The organism is Pseudaminobacter salicylatoxidans, from assembly GCF_003148475.1.
Lineage (GTDB): Bacteria > Pseudomonadota > Alphaproteobacteria > Rhizobiales > Rhizobiaceae > Pseudaminobacter > Pseudaminobacter salicylatoxidans.
Genome location: NZ_QGGG01000006.1, coordinates 149,914 through 165,419 on the forward strand (window position 1 = coordinate 149,914; position 15,506 = coordinate 165,419).

Below are 15,506 nucleotides of genomic sequence, written 5' to 3' on the forward strand. Positions count from 1 at the left end.
GTGCAAGGGTGGCGGAGCCTTGGACGGTCAATCACATCTGGTCGTTGTAGGGTTCCTTCGCCTGCGCCACCATTCGCGCCAGATCCGAAAAACTCGGGGTGTTGCCGTCCAGCATGCTGGCGTTGGCCAGTTGCAGGAAACGGATCGGGAAGCACACCGCATCGCGGTTTGCAGGCGACATATCGTCGATGATGTGGTCGTCGGCGGTGGCGTTGGCCTCGGCACGGCGCAGCGCGGTTTTGATTTCCTCGGTGGTGAGGATGCCCTTGCTGACCAGCACGTTGTTGATCGAGGCGATGGCCAGATAAAGGCCTTCCAGTTGCAGGTTGGCGGTGTTCATGGGCGGCGTCCGGTAAAGGGTTGCAATGCCCGTTAACGCGGCGGCGCATGATATGATCCGCCCTGGCCGAACGCACGCCGCGACGTGGCGCCTGTCAGCTCCGGAGATCGGCCATATAGGAGTTGGTCGCGCGAGACTCGTCATAGCCGCCGGTGTCGATGTCGGTGATCACCAGCGCTTCTCCGCTTTTGCCCGCCTCGGCCAGCAGCGTGCCATCGGGCGCGGCGACGACCGAGAGGCCGGCATAGGAAAACAGCGCGTCGTTGCCGAAATGGTTCACATAGGCGACGAAAATCTGGTTCTCGAAGGCCCGCACCGGGATCATCTTACGCGCAATCAGTTCGTCATGATCGCTTGCTGGCAGCGCGGTCGGCACGGCCACGACCTGCGCGCCGGCGAGCGCCAGGCGGCGGACATTTTCCGGGAATTCCACGTCGTAGCAGATCAGAAGGCCGACCATGGTGCCGCGATGGTTGATGACCTGCGATTTCGGGCTTTCGGGCACGAACAGGCTGCGCTCGTAAGGACCGTAAAGATGCGACTTGCGATAGACCGTGCGCGCGCCGAGCCCATCGACATAGAGGGCGCTGTTGTAGACCGCATCGCCGTCGCGCTCGGCAAAGCCCGCGACGATGCCGATGCCGGTGGCGTCGGAAATCGCGGCCAGCCGGTCAGCCTGCTCGCCAGCCGCCGGCTCAGCCAGCTTGCGGATCGCCTCGCCCGCGCCGTAGCCGGTCAGCGCCAGTTCGGGCGTTATCAAGAGGTTCGCGCCGGCCGTGGCCGCTTCGCGCGCGGCCTTTTCGATCCGCGCGAGATTGGCCGCCACATCACCGGCGACCGCCTGCATCTGAAGTGCCGCGAGTTTCATCACCGAACCTCCGAGCCCATGGCGCCAAGCAGTTTTCTGATATCGCCGAACTTCGCGATCAGCCCGAAGACCAGCGCGGCGATTGCCACGAAGAACACGGACACCGCCGCCATCGTCGGCGTGTAGCCGTAGCGCAGCGCGTTGAAGATCTTGATCGGCAGGGTCTCCATCGTGAAACCGATGGTCATGTAGGCGATGATGTATTCGTTGAGCGACAGCACGAAGGCGAATGCATAGCCCGACACCAGATAGGGCAGGATCAGCGGCAGCACCACGGTGCGCGCCACGGTGCGGTCATCCGCGCCCATGGTCGAGGCGGCCTCGACCAGCGAGTTGTCGATGGAGGAAAAGCCCAGTGACAGCGTCACCAGCGGCAGGGTGACGAAGAAGATCGCGTGGCTGATCGCCGCCGTCCAGGGCTGGCCATAGAAGCCGGTGGTGGCCCAGAAGGAGAGGAAGCCAAGCGCGGTGATGACCGGCGGAAGAATGAAGGGCGCTATCCCCAGAAGCTGGAATATGCGTGCCCAGGGGGCTTTGCGTCGCCACAGGAACCAGCTCAGCGGCAGTGCGACGGATACCGCGATCGCTGCGGAACTCAGTGCCAGCAGGACCGAGGCGATGAGTGCGCTGCGCCATTCCTGATCGTTGAAGATCTGCGCATACCAGGCGAGTGAAAAGCCCTTGGGCGGGAAGGTCAGATCCTGCTTCTGGTTGACCGATACGCCGAGCACCACGACCAGCGGTGCTGCCAGAAACAGCGCCACGGCGATGAAATAGAGCCTGCGAAGCCAGTTCTGCATCATGCCGCGCTTTCCTTCCGGCCGACGAGCAGGGTGAGCCCCACCAGCGCCAGCGAGATCAGCACCAGGAACACCGCCATCGCTGCCGCGAACGGCATGTTGGACTGGTAGATGGCCTGGTCGGTGATCAGCACCGACAGCGTCCAGTGGCTCGGCCTGCCGAGAATCTGCGGCAGCAGGTAGGAGCCGAGCGCGAAGACGAACACCATGATAAGCGTCGCCACCAGCGTGTTGCGTAGTGCCGGCGTTACCACGTTGAAGAAGGCCCGCACCGGCGAGGCGCCGAGCGTGCGCGCGGCTTCCAGAAGCGTGGGATCAAGCCGCACGAGGGCAGGATAAAGCACGAGGATCGTATAGGGCATCGCCTGGTAGACCATGCCTGTCAGCACCGCACCGAAGCTTGGCAGCAGCGCCTGCGGCTCCGACATCAGGCCGATCGCGACCAGAAGATTGGTGATGCCCGCCGTGCGCGAAAACAGCGTCGACCAGCTGAAGCCGATGATGACCTCGGACAGCGACAGCACCGAAAGCAGGCATACCAGCCATACCGTCTGCACTCTGCGCGAGCATTTGGTCAGCAGGAAAGTGAAGGGGAAGGCGATCACCACGCAGCATATGGCCACGAGAATCGCCAGCATCAGCGAAAAGCCGAGCACGCCGCCGAAAAACGGAGTGAGGAAGCGGGCGTAGTTGTCGAAAACGAAATCCGGCGTGTAGAAGCCGGCCGGATTGCGCTTGAAGAAGCTCACCGCGATCATGATGGAGAAGGGCACCACGAAGAACACGATGAGCATCAGCGCCGGGAATGCCAGCGGCGCGTAGTCGGCGACCGTCCTGGGCGCTTCGCGTCTCATTTTTCGAGCACCACGCAGCATTCGGGCGGCAGCACGACGCCGACCTGCGTGCCCGTCGCGACATCCGGCCGTTCGCGCGGGGTGGCGACCGAAATGATGGTCTTGCCGCCGGCTTCCACGAAAGTTTCGATGGTGCCGCCGAGGTCGCGCACGAAGGTCACTGTGCCGGCAATCGCGCCGTTGCCGGGCGCGGCGATGCGCACGTCTTCCGGCCGGATCGAGATCTGCGCCTTGCCGACGCCGTTCGACAGGGCAAGCCCCGCAATGACCGTGCCGAGCACCGTGGCGCGGCCTGCGCCATCCGCCTCGACCGGCAGCAGATTCGTCATGCCGATGAAGTCGGCCACGAAGGCATCGGCCGGCTTGCGGTAGATTTCCACCGGCGGGGCGGCCTGTCGGATGCGTCCTTCGCCCATGACGACGACCATGTCGGCCATGGTCATGGCTTCGCGCTGGTCGTGGGTTACCACGATGGTGGTGATGCCGAGCTTCTGCTGAAGCTGGCGCAGTTCCACCTGCATGGCCTCGCGCAGCTTGGCGTCGAGCGCCGAAAGCGGCTCGTCGAGCAAGAAGAGGCGCGGCGACAGCGCCAACGCCCTTGCAATCGCCACGCGCTGGCGCTGGCCGCCGGAAAGCTTGGCGACTGGCCGGTCGGCAAAGCCGGGCAGGTGGATGAGTTTCAGGAGATCGTCCACGCGCTGCACCTGCTCGTCCTTCGAGCGGCTGCGGATGCGCAGCGGATAGGCGATGTTCTCGCCCACCGACAGATGCGGGAAAAGCGCCAGCGACTGGAACACCATGCCCAGATTGCGCTTGTGGGTGGGGATCGTGGTGATGTCCTCGTCATCGATCACAATGGAGCCGTGCGACGGTTCTTCCAGCCCCGCGATCATGCGCAGCAGCGTGGTCTTGCCGCAGCCGGACGGGCCGAGCAGACACAGGAAGGTGCCGTGCGGCACGTTCAGCGAAACATTATCCACCGCCGTGAAATCGCCGAACTGCTTGGTGATGCCATTCAATGACAGACCGGACATGGAATACCTGCTCGATGCAAATTGATTTGGTCTGCCTCTTCACCCCGCTTGTCGCAGGCGGTGAAGAGGGAAGCAACAACGCCAACTCCTCTCCGATAAGAAGGGGATGGCTGAACGTAGCGGAGGTGGGGCAAGGGGAAAAGCCCCGGCAGCCTTGTACTCCGGGCGAAAGGAGTGATCCTCCCCGCCGTTGCGGGAAGGATCAGAAGACGCCCGGCCTTAACCGACGATGAGTTCGGTCCACTTCTGGTTGATCCAGTCGGCCTTGGTCGTATAGAGATCGTAGCGCGGGATGATCGGATCGATTTCCGACGACACGGCGGCGAATTCCTCCGGCGTCAGGTCCAGAACCTCCTTCTTCAGCGTCGGCGCGGTGCCGACCTTGCGCGACATCAGGCCCTGGATCGACGGCTGGCACATATAGTCCATGAAGACATGGGCTTCGTCGGCCTTTTTGGAGGCGCGCGAGATCACCCAATTGCCCGAGTCCTGAATGCCGCCCTCCTTCGGGAAGGTCGAGCGCACCGGCTGGCCATCGGCGGCGGCAAGGCCGGTCACGTCATGGTAATACTGGCCCATGGGGATTTCGCCCGATTTCAGCGCCTGCTCGAACTGCGCCTCGTCGCGATACCACAGCCGCACATTCGGCTTCACTTCGGCGAGCTTGTCGAAGGCCTTCAACAGTCCCTCTTCGGTGTCGAGCGCATTGGTGCCGCCCATGAAGGTCTTGGCCGTCACTTCCAGCAGGAAGGAGTTGGAAGCCAGAGCCAGCAGGCCCAGCTTGTCCTTGTTGGCCGGATCCCAGAGCGCATCCCACGAGGTCGGCGCCTCCTTGTAGACATTGGTGTTGGTGACCAGCGTGATGAACCAGGCCACCGCGCCGATACCGGCAACGCGGCCGTCCGGGTATTTGTTGACGAAGCGCTCGAGCAGATCGCCGCTGTTCTTGATCCTGGAGGTGTCGATCGGCGTCCACAGTTCGGTCGCCTGGCCCTTCAGCGTCGAGGTCTGCGACATCATGGAGACGTCGGCGGGCGCCTGGCCGGCCTTGGCAGCCTGTTCGAGCTGGACCAGCCAGGCCTCGCCGGTCGGTTCGGCGATGGATTCGACCGCAATGCCAGTTGCCTTGGTGAATTCGGGGAAGATGTGCTCGTCGAACGACTTCTTGAAATAGCCGCCATAGACGCCGACCTTCAGCGACTTGTCCTGCGCGCGCAGCACGGCAGGCATGGCAAGCAGGCCGGCGGTGGCGATGCCCGCCTTGAGCATGGTGCGGCGGGTGACGCCGACCTTGGAAAATTCGGTCATTTCTTCTGTTCTCCTCTTTCTCGCCGGTTTGGCCGGCGGCTAGTCTTGTTTCTTTTACGCCTTTCGGGCGGGCCTGTCCCGTTTCCGGCGGCCGCCTGAGAAGCGGTTTGCTACCGTCGCCCGATCAGCGTTTTACCGCCGGGCTGTACACCATCAGGCTCAGGATTTCGAACAGCATCTGCGCGCCCGCATGGGCCGTGTTGGTGGTTGAATCATATTGCGGTGCAACCTCTACCACGTCGCCGCCGACGAGGTTTAGTCCCTTGAGGCCGCGCAGCAGTTCCAGGGCCTCGCGCGTCGTCAGGCCGCCAAGCTCCGGCGTGCCGGTGCCCGGCGCAAAGGAAGGGTCGAGGCTGTCGATGTCGAAGGACAGGTAGGTCGGGCCGTCGCCGACGATCTGTCGCGCCTTCTCGATGATCGCGGGGATGCCCATGGCCGGGATTTCCTCGGCATGGACTACCGTCATGCCGGAATCGTAGGAGAATTCCCACAAATATTCCGACGAGCCGCGAATGCCGATCTGGATCGTCCGGGCCGGGTCCAGCACGCCGTCCAGCACCGCGTTGCGCATCGGGCCGCCGTGGTGGAACTTGGTCTGGTCGAACAGGCCGCCGGTGTCGCAATGCGCGTCGATATGGATCAGTCCGACCGGGCGGTCCTTGCCGATGGCCCTCAGGATCGGGTGGGTGATGGAATGGTCGCCACCCACCGAAAGCGGAATGATGCCTGCCGCCACTATCCTGGCAATGGTCGCCTCGATATCGACATGGCTCTGCTCCAGCCGATAGCGGCTGGCAAAGGGCACGTCGCCGATGTCGGCCACACGCAGGTCGAAGGTCGGCGCGCAGTCCAGCACATGGTTGTAGGGGCCGATGCGCTCGATGGAGCGCACCGCGCGCGGCCCGAAGCGCGAGCCGGGCCGGTTGGTTACGCCCAGATCCATCGGCATGCCGACAATCGCCACCTGCAGGTCGCCGAAGTCCGGCGCGGAATGGTCGATCTGGCGATAGGGTGCGCTGAGGAAGGTTGGCAATCCGGCATAAGGAGCCTGGCGGGTGCCGCCTTCGGTGAAGATCTTGTCGGCCACCTTCTTGAAACGCGGATCGAAAATATCGCCGCCATGGCTTTCGCCATACTTCTTGCGCAGCGCGTCGAGCTTGTCGGAACTCATGCGGAAACTCCCTTTGCGATGCGCCGGGGCGGCTTGCGCAAGGTGTCTCGCAGCTTTTCGCTGTCTTCTCCTGCGTAAACGGCCAGCGGGCGCGGATACTCACTCCGACCGGATTGGACCGCGCCGACGTTGAAAAATCAATTGATAATGTTATAGGTGAATATGTGAGAAATTTTCACATCCATGGATGCAAATTCGTGCAGCCTTGTCCGATCCACAGATGAAGAAACGCCTGCCACCGCTCAATCCGCTGCGCGCCTTCGAGGCGGCCGCGCGGCTGGGTTCGCTCAGCAAGGCCGCAAGCGAACTCAACGTCACCCATGGCGCGATCAGCCATCAGATCCGGGCGCTGGAGGAGGCGCTGAAGGTCAGCCTGTTCGAGCGCTCCGCCCGCCGGCTGAAGCTGACGCCGCAGGGGGCGGAGCTGCTGCCTGCCGTTTCCAGTGCCTTCGACGGCATTGCGGCCGCCACCCAGCGCATGACGCGGCCGACAAGCTCGGGACGGCTTTCGGTAAGCTGTGTGCCCGCACTTCTGTCGCTTTGGCTCATTCCGCGCCTGTCGAGCTTTTATGCGCGCTTTCCCGACATCAGCCTGAGGCTGATGGCTTCGAACGACCCGCAGGAAATCCGCTCGCCGGACGTGGATATCTGCATACTTTACGGCGACGGCGGCTGGAGTGACTGCTGGTTGCGCAAATGGTCGGATCTGGAACTGTTTCCCATCGTCAGCCCGACGCTGATCAACAACAAGCCCATCCGCACCATCCGCGATCTGGCCGACCATGTGATGCTGCATGGCGATGACGGGCGCGAATGGAACACATGGCTGGCGGCGGCCGATGCGCTGGACCTGAAGCGCGGCCAGCGGCATATGTTCTCCGACGCGCGGCTTTCGACGGAAGCCGCGCTGAATGGCCATGGCGTGGCGCTGGGCGATTCCGTCACGGCCAGCGGCCTGCTCGCCAAGGGGCAGTTGATCACCCCCTTCAAGCTGTCGGTGCCAGCGGTCGATGCCTTTTATGTGGCCTGCCGCAGCGAGGTGCGCTCCGCTCCCATCGCGCAGGTCTTCATCGACTGGCTCTTTGCCGAGCGCGATGAAGCGGCCGCGCGCGCCGAAACGTCAGTCGCCGGCCAGATCAGTATCCGCAAGCGACGTTCGCAGAAACAATCGGCCACTTAGCCAGTACTGGGACGCACGTTACAGATCCTTCGCCATCAGCACGCACAGACCGTGATCGTCGCGAAAACGCTCGATCGCCTGCCAGCCCAGCGAGGCATAAAGCCCTTCCGCGCCGTAGGTGTAGAGGTGCAGCCTTTCGCAGCCGAGCGAACGCGCATGCACCTCGATTGCCCCGACCAGCAGCGTTGCGATGCCGCGCCCGCGAAATTCGGGCACGACGACCAGTCCTGCAAGCCAGGGCGAAACGTCATGCTGGGGGTCGATCTCCTCGCGCACGAACAGGCATGTTCCGGCCAGCCGTCCATCCTGCTCGGCAACGAGGGCGATTTCGTAGCCCTGGTTGCGGATGAAGTTTCCGATTTCGTCGCGATCCTGCTCCAGCGTGCGCTCACCACCGGCGAAGAAGGTGTCATAGCGCAGCTTTGCCAGCGCGGCGATTTCAGCGGCCGAGGGCTCAGCCGGCCGTATTGTTACCGGCATAGGCCGTCTCCATTGGTTGGACGCGCCTGCGCGCCAGCGGCAGCAGGCAAATGCCGCCGAGCGCGGCGGTGAGCGCCAGAAAGACGCCGAAGCCGGACCAGCCGTAAGTTTCGATTACATAGCCTGCCATCGGCGGCCCGATGACGGTGCCGATGCCGCCCGTCTGGCAAACGAGGCCGATGGCGATCGATACGGACTTGCCCTGCGGCACGATTGCCGGAATGCAGGCGAAGAGCGCGGACGCGATCATGCCCCCGGCAATGGCGAGCACCACAGCGGCGACGGTCGCCAGCACCGACCCCGAAACGCCGAAGGCGGGTATTGCGGCGATGAGGCTGGCGGCAAGGCCGATGCCGGCCAGCATGAGTACGAACCGGCCGTCGCGGCCTTTGACGAGCACGCCCGTCAGCACATTGCCGACCGGCACGATGAGCGCGATCAGCCCGGCCGAAAGCAGTATATTCGCCTGCGGTAATGCGACAAAGGCGGGCATGAAAGCGAAGAAACTGACCGAAAGCACGACATAGAAGCCGAAAGACAGAGCCACCAGCACAACCGGAAAGGTGATCTGGCCGGCAATGCCGCCTTGCAGCACTTGCGCGGCTGGCGCGCCGGCATCGGGGTCATGGTCATCGACCTTGCCGAGCAATATCGCGGCAAGCAGCGCGCAAACCGCAAAGACGATGATCGCCGCCAGCAGGAAGTATTGCGGCCGGGCGCTCGGCAGCACACCGCGCGCCATAAAATCGGCCACCGCAAACCCCACCGGCACGAAACCGCCCCACATCGCCAGCGCCGGCGCCCGCCAGGCCGGCGGCGCGATGGAATTGAGCAGTGCGGGAATGACGATGACCAGCACCAGATAGCCGATGCCTTCCACCAGTCGCGCGGCAAGGATCGCCCACGGCTCGGCGAGGAAGGCGAGTGCCAGGCCGCCGCCTGCCATGACCAGGGCCGATGCCGCGAAGGACCTGCGCATGCCCGTCCGCTCGATGACCCATCCGGTTGGCAGCGCCACCAGTGCCACGAAGATGCTGATCATGGAGGTGAGCCAGCCGATCAGCACCAGCGAAAATCCTGCCTCGTTCGTGTACCATTCGACCAGCGGCGCGATTTTGCCCAACTGTGTTCCGGCAAGCACGCCGGTCAGCAACAACATGGCGATGGTGGCCAGCCGAAGCCTGCCGTCGTTGATCATGCACCCTCCCATGCGCACGGTCGAATCGTTCCGTTCCGCAGCGTCACAGCCTGCCGCTTTATGCACGGCAGGCAAGTGCCGGGCACAAAAGAAAACCGCCGGCGCGGGGCCGGCGGTTCCTTTCCGAATGTCTGCCGATCAGTAGGGGCAGGCGTTGTCCGACATATAGTCGTGGACTTCGATCTTGCCCTCGGCGATCTCGGTCTTGGCCTTCTCGACCGCAGCCTTCATCTCTTCGGTCACGAGATCCTTGTTGTTCTCGTCCATGGCGTAGTCGACGCCGCCCTCCTTGAGGCCGAGATCGTTGAAGCCCGGCGTGAACTTGTCGTCCTTGGTGTCGGAGAAGGCGTTGTAGACGGCCACATCGACGCGCTTCAGCATCGAGGTGAGAATCTTGCCCGGCTGCAGGCCGTTCTGGTTGGAATCGACGCCGATGCCCAGCTTGCCGGCATCCGCCGCCGCCTGCAGCACGCCCACGCCCGTGCCGCCGGCAGCGGCGTAGATCACGTCCGCGCCCTGCGCCATCTGCGCCTTGGCAATCTCGCCACCCTTGGTCGGGTCGTTCCAGGCAGCCGGCGTGTCGCCGGTCATGTTGTAGATGACTTCCGTGGCACCTGCGGCCTTGGCGCCGCCGACATAGCCGCAGCCGAATTTGCGGATCAGCGGAATATCCATGCCGCCGATGAAGCCGACCTTCTTGGTCTTGGAGGCCATGGCTGCCAGCATGCCGACGATGTAGGAGCCCTCATTGTCCTTGAAGATGACCGAGCGGACGTTGGGCTTGTCGACTTCGGCATCGATGATGACGAATTTGGTGTCCGGGAACTCCGGTGCGACCTTTTCCAGCGTCGGAGCCCAGGAGAAGCCGGCCATCACGATCGGGTTGTTGCCGTCCTCGGCGAATTTGCGCAGCGCCTGCTCGCGCTGGGCGTCATTCTGGATTTCGAAGTCGCGATAGGCGATGCCCGTTTCGGACTTGAACTTCTCGGCGCCATGATAGGCGGCCTCGTTGAAGGATTTGTCGAACTTGCCGCCGAGATCGTAAATGATCGCCGGTTTGATGTCTGCTGCAAAGGCCGGGAAGGCCAATGCAGTCGCAGCCAGCAGGCCAAGAACAATACGCTTCATGTGATCCACACCCTGTCGGTTTCGTTGGCGTGCCGCGCGCATGCCTCCCGGTGCTTCGCGGCATCGGGCAGGAAACGATCTCCCGCTTGCGCGCCACTCTTGCACGGCAAAAAACAAAATTCACGTGGAATCTTGAGCGGCGCCATGCCGTTGCGGCGGGCGCCGCTTTCGCGGCAAGATTTTGCCCGATGGCCGGATGATCCTGTCCCTAGCTTCCCGCCGGCACCGCTTGTGGAACGGGGCATGTCACGCCGGTGCCTTGCAGCCCGCAATAGCCGTTGGGGTTCTTGGCCAGATATTGCTGGTGGTCGGCTTCGGCGAAGTAGAATTCCGGCGCGGGTGCGATTTCGGTGGTGATCCTGTCGCGGCCGGCCCCGCGCAGCGATTGCTCATATGCATCGCGCGAGGCGGTCGCCGCCCGCTGCTGCTCGTCGGAAAAGGTGAAGATGGCCGAACGGTAGGTGGTGCCCACATCATTGCCCTGGCGCATGCCTTGCGTCGGGTCGTGGTTCTCCCAGAAAGTCTTCAGAAGCTCCGCATAGGAAACCACCTTGGGGTCGAACACCACCAGCACCACCTCGGCATGGCCGGTCAGGCCGGTGCAGGTTTCCTGATAGGTCGGGTTGGGAGTGATGCCCCCGGCATAGCCGGCGGCCGTGATCCATACGCCGTCCATCTGCCAGAACAGGCGCTCGGCCCCCCAGAAGCAGCCCATGCCGAACATGGCCATTTCCAACCCTTCGGGGTAGGGGCCTTTCAGCGGTCGCTTGGAAACATGGTGTTTGGCGACGGTGGGAATGGCCTGGTTGCGACCGGGCAGCGCTTCGTCGCGCGTCGGCAGCTTCAGCTTCTTGTTCAGCATGTCACTCAGGAAAAACATGATCTTTCTTCCTTTCTGGGTATCTTTACGGGTCCGGTACAGTCCGCTCCAGACCAATCAGTGCCCGGCGGGCAGGCGCGCATAGCGCGGCTGGCGCTTGTAGCCGACGAGGTAGAGCAGCACCGCCAGCACCGCGAACACCGCGAAACCCGGTTGATCGAGGATGGTCGCCACGAACGGGTTCCATGCCGCCGGCACGATTCTCGTCTCGACGAACTGGCGGAAGCTCTCCAGTGTCTGCGGCGATACCGAATTCCAGCTCGTCGTGAGCGGGGTCATCACCAGGTGCGAAGTAGCCACGCTGCGCGTGGCATCCACCACCGCCATGATGACAGCGACGGCAAGTGCGATGGTTGCGGCGAGCCTGAACAGGAAGCGCAAGTCAAGAACCTCGGGGCTTCATTTCATTACAAGACATATGGCGCGTTGCGCGGCGGCGCAATCGTCCTAATATGCATTTCGGCCGACCCACCGCGATGAACAGGCTGCAGGCAAGGCGGTTTTGTGGTGCTGTCCAAAAACCAAAAACAATGCATCAGGCGGCTTGGCATTCGCTGCAGGATCGACTAGATGAACGCGGCGCACGCGTCGTCAGACGTCGATACGCATGCGGAGAGGTGGCCGAGTGGTTTAAGGCGCACGCCTGGAAAGTGTGTATACGGGGAACCGTATCGGGGGTTCGAATCCCCCTCTCTCCGCCAGACCCAGATTGTCGCACAATTGAACTATTGGGTACCGTATCGCGTGACCGTATCATATCCAGACAATCCGTGATGGCGATATTCATATCTGGGATTGCCAAAGGTCGTTGAGCTACTAAAAGAAATACCCGCTGGTATTAGCAGTCGAACTGGGTGCTTCGGGCCGCGCCAGTTCGAAGATGTGGATCGCTTGAAAGCGGCATTCCGCATGGGGCGAAATGCGTGCTTGCGAGGGCCTGGAGAGACGATGGAAGATAGGCTCAGGATTTTTCAGGGCGTTACGGGACAGGCTGGTCAGCCAGGTGCCTTTGCTGCTGGTTTACGCGCATTAGGTTATTCGGCCAAGGCGGTGTCGATTGAGGAGCACAAGTTCGGCTACAAAAGTGATGTGCCCATCAATGTCCCAACCTATCATCTGGCAGGCATTTTTGGTGCGATAGGTGATCTGGTTCACGAATTTGACGTGTTCCACTTCCACGCCAGGTCATTCGCGAGTATCTGGCCGAGCCAAGGCTATCCCTCGCTGATTGACCTGCTGATGCTGAAGGCAGAGGGTAAAAAGGTATTTTTCCACTTTCGCGGCAGCGAAATCAGGCTGGCCAGTGAGTTCCGAGAAAAAAATCCTTTTCACTATGTTGATGACCCTGTCGCTGGGGTGCTTTTTGATAAAATGCCTGACGCTGCGAAGCGGCGGTCGTTGGATTTTATTCGCGCCGTAGCCGACGGTATTTTTGTTACCGATCCGGAACTTCAGACATATGTGCCGGAAGCCACGATCGTTCCCAGAGTTCTTCACGAAGATGACTGGCCCTTCATCGGGATTAGGAAAAAACGTGTCCCCATTGTGGTTCATGCACCAAGTCGCCGGGCTGTTAAAGGAACCGAGTCGCTGATCCGTGCCGTTGATCGGCTTCGGTCGCGAGGAGTGCAGATCGATTTCCGGCTTGTCGAGGGGCTTTCACATCAAGAGGCTTCCAGAATCTATCAGGAGGCGGACATCGTCGTAGATCAACTGCGTATTGGTTGGTATGGAGTGCTGGCAACCGAGGCTATGGCGCTTGGCAAGCCGGTTATTGCCTATATCCGCGATGATATATGGAAAACATGTGGCCACGAGTTGCCCGTTCTTAACGCTAATCCAACCAATATAGAATCGGTTCTCGAGGGTGCTGTCAGCGATTGGGGCCTGTTGCAGGAAGCTTCTCTAAAAGCTCGAGACTACTTTTTGAAAACCCATGGCTCCAGTGCGGTCTGTACAAAGTTGGCGGCAATCTACGAAACGACCCCGAAGAAGAAAATTAACTGGGTCGCCGTTGGAGAGTTTCTTGACAGCCAGAAACTTAAAGTAAGTTCGGCGCGGCCAAAAAGGTCACATGCAATGCGCATAATTCGTTATGTAAATATAGAGAACTTTAGGCGCCTAAGGGATGTTGCTAGAAATAGAGGTTCTATGAGCGCCCTGAAGATGGTTGCCGATAAGGTTCTGCAACGGTAGATTGTATCGAATTGGGGGATTCCGGCGATCTGGTAGCATATTATAAAAAGATTTTGTGCTGCCGTCGAAAGTTCATTGCATTGTTTTGTTGATCGTTGGGCTTGTAATATTCGTTCGCCTGTTCTGCCGGTTCTCTATTCAATTTCGATTTCATCTTGAGTGAAAGGGGTGCGAACGCTCTGCGTTCCCGTGCCAACAAGAAAAGGTTTGATCGCAGGCAGAAATGCTGCGCCATGGACGAATGAACCGAAGAACTTGCCGATCGCGTTTAGGTTTGCCTGTAGAAGTGTGAATGCCACGAAAACGACGCCTAGGTTAAGTTGAAAAGTCCCTAGTTCCTGCGCAACGAGAAGACCTAAGCAGAAAGCTATCCCGAATACGCTCGGCGCAAAGCTCAACGTTGCGCCTAGAAAAAGCCGATTGAAGTAGGCGGCATAATATTCTTTGACGGATGCGCCATATGAGACATTGGTATCCGTCTTCCATTGCGACATTTGCTTCCCGTTGGTGGCGAGGGCGTCACTCGCACGAGACATGTGGGTAGATAAAAACCGCATTGCCAAGAACAGAATAGAAAAACATACAGCAATAATTGAAAAAATTACAACAGAATATGATTTTGGTAGGACTAAAATAATCGTGACAAGATTTAATATTAATACAACTATAGTACTGGCTGATTTCATGCTCGCAGATGAGAGGCGGCCGTAATAGTTTGAGGCTCTGACGGGGTTCCCCATTCCTTTTAGTTCGCCGGATCTTATTTTCTCTGCAAACCACTTTTCCCGAGAAATAGTTACCTTGGCTTCAATCAGCGACTGGCTGACTCTCGCGGTCAACAGCACGACGGATGCAATCAACGCGCCAACGATCAAATGGGTTTTTGTAACTGCGGATATCAAGCTGGGTGCGTGTTCCTTCAGCTTGAAGATATCTATGTCGAAATAGAGTGCGAGCAGAGAGGTGAAAGCCAATGTAGCGACGATAGTCGCTAGCCCAGCAAAGGCGTGGAGTGCGACGGCTCCCTTGTTTCTCAGCGCGCTGTCGGCAAAAATTTCGATTTCGTCTCGTTTCATCTGGCTCACTCGGCGCCGGGAATGATGCGAAACCCGCAGAGCGGTCCGCCTCGAACTTTCGGCGTGTCTACAGCACTTTCGCGTAGAAAGAAATGACAGCAGAAAGTGGCTGCATTTGCAGATGGAAATATGGCAATCTATGCGCTGGGCGGCAAATCAGTCGTTTCTGCTGCGCGGAGGCGTCAGATTCTGTTTGGCCCAGGCGGTTGGATGGATCAACTGACCGTGAACGAACCGGCTTTTCGTCAATTTGTCATCTGGGCGCCATCGCAACGTCACGCTCGACACCTATATTGCGGGTGCCTGAAATCGACAGGAGGCGAATATGGCGGAATGGAACGAAGCGACGCTTGAAGACCTGCTGAGCGAACCGATCATTCTGAAAGTCATGGCGCGCGACGGCGTGCGTGTCGATGAAGTCCGGAATCTCGTGGAGCAGGCCGGTATGCGCACCGTGGAAAGGCAGGCCGCCCTGCTTTCCCAGTCCCGTGTACCGGACTCAAACTGCTTCGCCTGCTGCAGGTAGCGGGCGTCTATCGTTCGGGGAGGCTGTCAGGGCCTCCCGTTTCATGTCGCCCACGCTGAATTGAATCGCGGGTATCCCTAAAAACAACATTGACAGTCCGGCGCGCTCAAGCGGCCGGCTTTTTGTTGGCGACTGCGTCACGGCTTACCAATGCGGCGGCCTAGTCGCTTCATGGCCCGGCGCGGTCTGCTCTTCCAGCGCCAGGAAGCGGTCCGTCAGAGCATCGAGCTTTTTCTGCATCCGGTCGATGATCTTCCATTGTTCGGCGATCTGCTGCGACAATTCCTCGATCGTCTTTTCCTGTTCGGTCGACCGGATTTCGAGCGCGGTCAGCCGAGTGTCGGGCGAAGTCATGTTGATTCCTCTTGGGTCTGTTGGGGTGTGGCGCGAAAATTCCGCCACAAATCCTCGACAATCTGTCGATATCGCGCCTTGCGTCGCCTTGGAAATTGACAAGAGCCCGGCGA

At 60.5% G+C, this 15,506-nt stretch carries 17 protein-coding genes and 1 tRNA gene; 4 read left to right on the forward strand and 14 right to left on the reverse strand.

Translation table 11 applies throughout. The features are described from left to right. Nucleotides 1-31 precede the first annotated feature (31 nt). The 7 genes from C7441_RS10475 to speB form a co-directional block, all read right to left on the reverse strand. Nucleotides 32-340 (reverse strand): hypothetical protein, encoded by a 309-nt coding sequence (locus C7441_RS10475; protein ID WP_109612818.1) that lies wholly within the window; start codon nucleotides 338-340, stop codon nucleotides 32-34. Nucleotides 341-434: 94 nt separating this feature from the next. Then, complete coding sequence (locus C7441_RS10480) at nucleotides 435-1,211, reverse strand: carbon-nitrogen hydrolase family protein (RefSeq protein ID WP_170125083.1); 777 nt, start codon at nucleotides 1,209-1,211, stop codon at nucleotides 435-437. Next, on the reverse strand, nucleotides 1,208-2,011 hold the full coding sequence (locus C7441_RS10485; protein ID WP_425326575.1) for an ABC transporter permease: 804 nt from the start codon (nucleotides 2,009-2,011) through the stop codon (nucleotides 1,208-1,210). The genes C7441_RS10480 and C7441_RS10485 overlap by 4 nt, the downstream gene beginning before the upstream one ends. After that, nucleotides 2,008-2,862 (reverse strand): ABC transporter permease, encoded by an 855-nt coding sequence (locus tag C7441_RS10490; RefSeq protein WP_019173990.1) that lies wholly within the window; start codon nucleotides 2,860-2,862, stop codon nucleotides 2,008-2,010. Before C7441_RS10490 ends, C7441_RS10485 begins: the two co-directional genes overlap by 4 nt. Beyond that, on the reverse strand, nucleotides 2,859-3,896 hold the full coding sequence (locus C7441_RS10495) for an ABC transporter ATP-binding protein (protein WP_109612820.1): 1,038 nt from the start codon (nucleotides 3,894-3,896) through the stop codon (nucleotides 2,859-2,861). Before C7441_RS10495 ends, C7441_RS10490 begins: the two co-directional genes overlap by 4 nt. Before the next feature lie 219 nt (nucleotides 3,897-4,115). After that, nucleotides 4,116-5,204: an ABC transporter substrate-binding protein gene (locus C7441_RS10500; protein ID WP_109612821.1), complete on the reverse strand. Its 1,089-nt coding sequence runs from the start codon at nucleotides 5,202-5,204 to the stop codon at nucleotides 4,116-4,118. Nucleotides 5,205-5,328: 124 nt separating this feature from the next. Further along, a complete protein-coding gene (gene speB, locus C7441_RS10505; protein ID WP_109612822.1) occupies nucleotides 5,329-6,375 on the reverse strand; it encodes an agmatinase in 1,047 nt (348 codons plus the stop codon). A gap of 220 nt (nucleotides 6,376-6,595) precedes the next feature. Here speB and gcvA point away from each other — a divergent pair, with 220 nt between their 5' ends. Then, nucleotides 6,596-7,555, forward strand: coding sequence for a transcriptional regulator GcvA (gcvA, locus tag C7441_RS10510; protein WP_109612823.1), 960 nt, complete (start codon nucleotides 6,596-6,598; stop codon nucleotides 7,553-7,555). 18 nt (nucleotides 7,556-7,573) lie between these two features. On the opposite strand, the gene C7441_RS10515 is transcribed toward gcvA, so the two are convergent. From C7441_RS10515 to C7441_RS10535, 5 genes are all read right to left on the reverse strand, one after another. Beyond that, a complete protein-coding gene (locus C7441_RS10515; RefSeq protein WP_109612824.1) occupies nucleotides 7,574-8,035 on the reverse strand; it encodes a GNAT family N-acetyltransferase in 462 nt (153 codons plus the stop codon). Further along, nucleotides 8,010-9,233, reverse strand: coding sequence for an MFS transporter (locus C7441_RS10520; protein WP_170125084.1), 1,224 nt, complete (start codon nucleotides 9,231-9,233; stop codon nucleotides 8,010-8,012). The genes C7441_RS10515 and C7441_RS10520 overlap by 26 nt, the downstream gene beginning before the upstream one ends. 138 nt (nucleotides 9,234-9,371) lie before the next feature. Next, nucleotides 9,372-10,361 (reverse strand): BMP family lipoprotein, encoded by a 990-nt coding sequence (locus C7441_RS10525; RefSeq protein ID WP_109612826.1) that lies wholly within the window; start codon nucleotides 10,359-10,361, stop codon nucleotides 9,372-9,374. A 208-nt stretch (nucleotides 10,362-10,569) separates the two neighbouring features. Beyond that, nucleotides 10,570-11,241, reverse strand: coding sequence for a peptide-methionine (S)-S-oxide reductase MsrA (gene msrA, locus C7441_RS10530; RefSeq protein ID WP_109612827.1), 672 nt, complete (start codon nucleotides 11,239-11,241; stop codon nucleotides 10,570-10,572). Nucleotides 11,242-11,298: 57 nt separating this feature from the next. Next, a complete protein-coding gene (locus C7441_RS10535; RefSeq protein ID WP_170125088.1) occupies nucleotides 11,299-11,568 on the reverse strand; it encodes a hypothetical protein in 270 nt (89 codons plus the stop codon). Between the two features lie 284 nt (nucleotides 11,569-11,852). On the opposite strand from C7441_RS10535, the gene C7441_RS10540 reads away from it, so the two are divergent. Then, nucleotides 11,853-11,942 (forward strand) — tRNA-Ser (locus tag C7441_RS10540). A gap of 247 nt (nucleotides 11,943-12,189) precedes the next feature. Continuing rightward, nucleotides 12,190-13,437: a glycosyltransferase gene (locus tag C7441_RS10545; RefSeq protein ID WP_109612829.1), complete on the forward strand. Its 1,248-nt coding sequence runs from the start codon at nucleotides 12,190-12,192 to the stop codon at nucleotides 13,435-13,437. A 134-nt stretch (nucleotides 13,438-13,571) separates the two neighbouring features. On the opposite strand, the gene C7441_RS10550 is transcribed toward C7441_RS10545, so the two are convergent. Continuing rightward, nucleotides 13,572-14,513, reverse strand: a complete 942-nt coding sequence (locus C7441_RS10550) for a hypothetical protein (protein ID WP_109612830.1) — start codon at nucleotides 14,511-14,513, stop codon at nucleotides 13,572-13,574. Between the two features lie 325 nt (nucleotides 14,514-14,838). Between C7441_RS10550 and C7441_RS10555 the strand changes: the two genes are divergently transcribed. Further along, nucleotides 14,839-15,039, forward strand: coding sequence for a hypothetical protein (locus C7441_RS10555; protein WP_019169901.1), 201 nt, complete (start codon nucleotides 14,839-14,841; stop codon nucleotides 15,037-15,039). A gap of 144 nt (nucleotides 15,040-15,183) precedes the next feature. On the opposite strand, the gene C7441_RS10560 is transcribed toward C7441_RS10555, so the two are convergent. Continuing rightward, nucleotides 15,184-15,393: a SlyX family protein gene (locus C7441_RS10560; protein WP_109612831.1), complete on the reverse strand. Its 210-nt coding sequence runs from the start codon at nucleotides 15,391-15,393 to the stop codon at nucleotides 15,184-15,186. Nucleotides 15,394-15,506: the final 113 nt, after the last annotated feature.

Excerpts from the sequence above, each read along its gene's own strand:
- C7441_RS10550 (WP_109612830.1), bottom strand. The coding sequence starts at position 14,513 with ATGAAACGAGACGAAATCGAAATTTTTGCCGACAGCGCGCTGAGAAAC.
- speB (WP_109612822.1), bottom strand. The coding sequence starts at position 6,375 with ATGAGTTCCGACAAGCTCGACGCGCTGCGCAAGAAGTATGGCGAAAGC.
- C7441_RS10545 (WP_109612829.1), top strand. The coding sequence starts at position 12,190 with ATGGAAGATAGGCTCAGGATTTTTCAGGGCGTTACGGGACAGGCTGGT.
- C7441_RS10555 (WP_019169901.1), top strand. The coding sequence starts at position 14,839 with ATGGCGGAATGGAACGAAGCGACGCTTGAAGACCTGCTGAGCGAACCG.
- C7441_RS10490 (WP_019173990.1), bottom strand. The coding sequence starts at position 2,862 with ATGAGACGCGAAGCGCCCAGGACGGTCGCCGACTACGCGCCGCTGGCA.
- C7441_RS10500 (WP_109612821.1), bottom strand. The coding sequence starts at position 5,204 with ATGACCGAATTTTCCAAGGTCGGCGTCACCCGCCGCACCATGCTCAAG.
- C7441_RS10515 (WP_109612824.1), bottom strand. The coding sequence starts at position 8,035 with ATGCCGGTAACAATACGGCCGGCTGAGCCCTCGGCCGCTGAAATCGCC.
- C7441_RS10495 (WP_109612820.1), bottom strand. The coding sequence starts at position 3,896 with ATGTCCGGTCTGTCATTGAATGGCATCACCAAGCAGTTCGGCGATTTC.
- gcvA (WP_109612823.1), top strand. The coding sequence starts at position 6,596 with ATGAAGAAACGCCTGCCACCGCTCAATCCGCTGCGCGCCTTCGAGGCG.
- C7441_RS10485 (WP_425326575.1), bottom strand. The coding sequence starts at position 2,011 with ATGATGCAGAACTGGCTTCGCAGGCTCTATTTCATCGCCGTGGCGCTG.
- C7441_RS10525 (WP_109612826.1), bottom strand. The coding sequence starts at position 10,361 with ATGAAGCGTATTGTTCTTGGCCTGCTGGCTGCGACTGCATTGGCCTTC.
- C7441_RS10475 (WP_109612818.1), bottom strand. The coding sequence starts at position 340 with ATGAACACCGCCAACCTGCAACTGGAAGGCCTTTATCTGGCCATCGCC.
- msrA (WP_109612827.1), bottom strand. The coding sequence starts at position 11,241 with ATGTTTTTCCTGAGTGACATGCTGAACAAGAAGCTGAAGCTGCCGACG.
- C7441_RS10560 (WP_109612831.1), bottom strand. The coding sequence starts at position 15,393 with ATGACTTCGCCCGACACTCGGCTGACCGCGCTCGAAATCCGGTCGACC.
- C7441_RS10520 (WP_170125084.1), bottom strand. The coding sequence starts at position 9,233 with ATGATCAACGACGGCAGGCTTCGGCTGGCCACCATCGCCATGTTGTTG.
- C7441_RS10535 (WP_170125088.1), bottom strand. The coding sequence starts at position 11,568 with ATGGCGGTGGTGGATGCCACGCGCAGCGTGGCTACTTCGCACCTGGTG.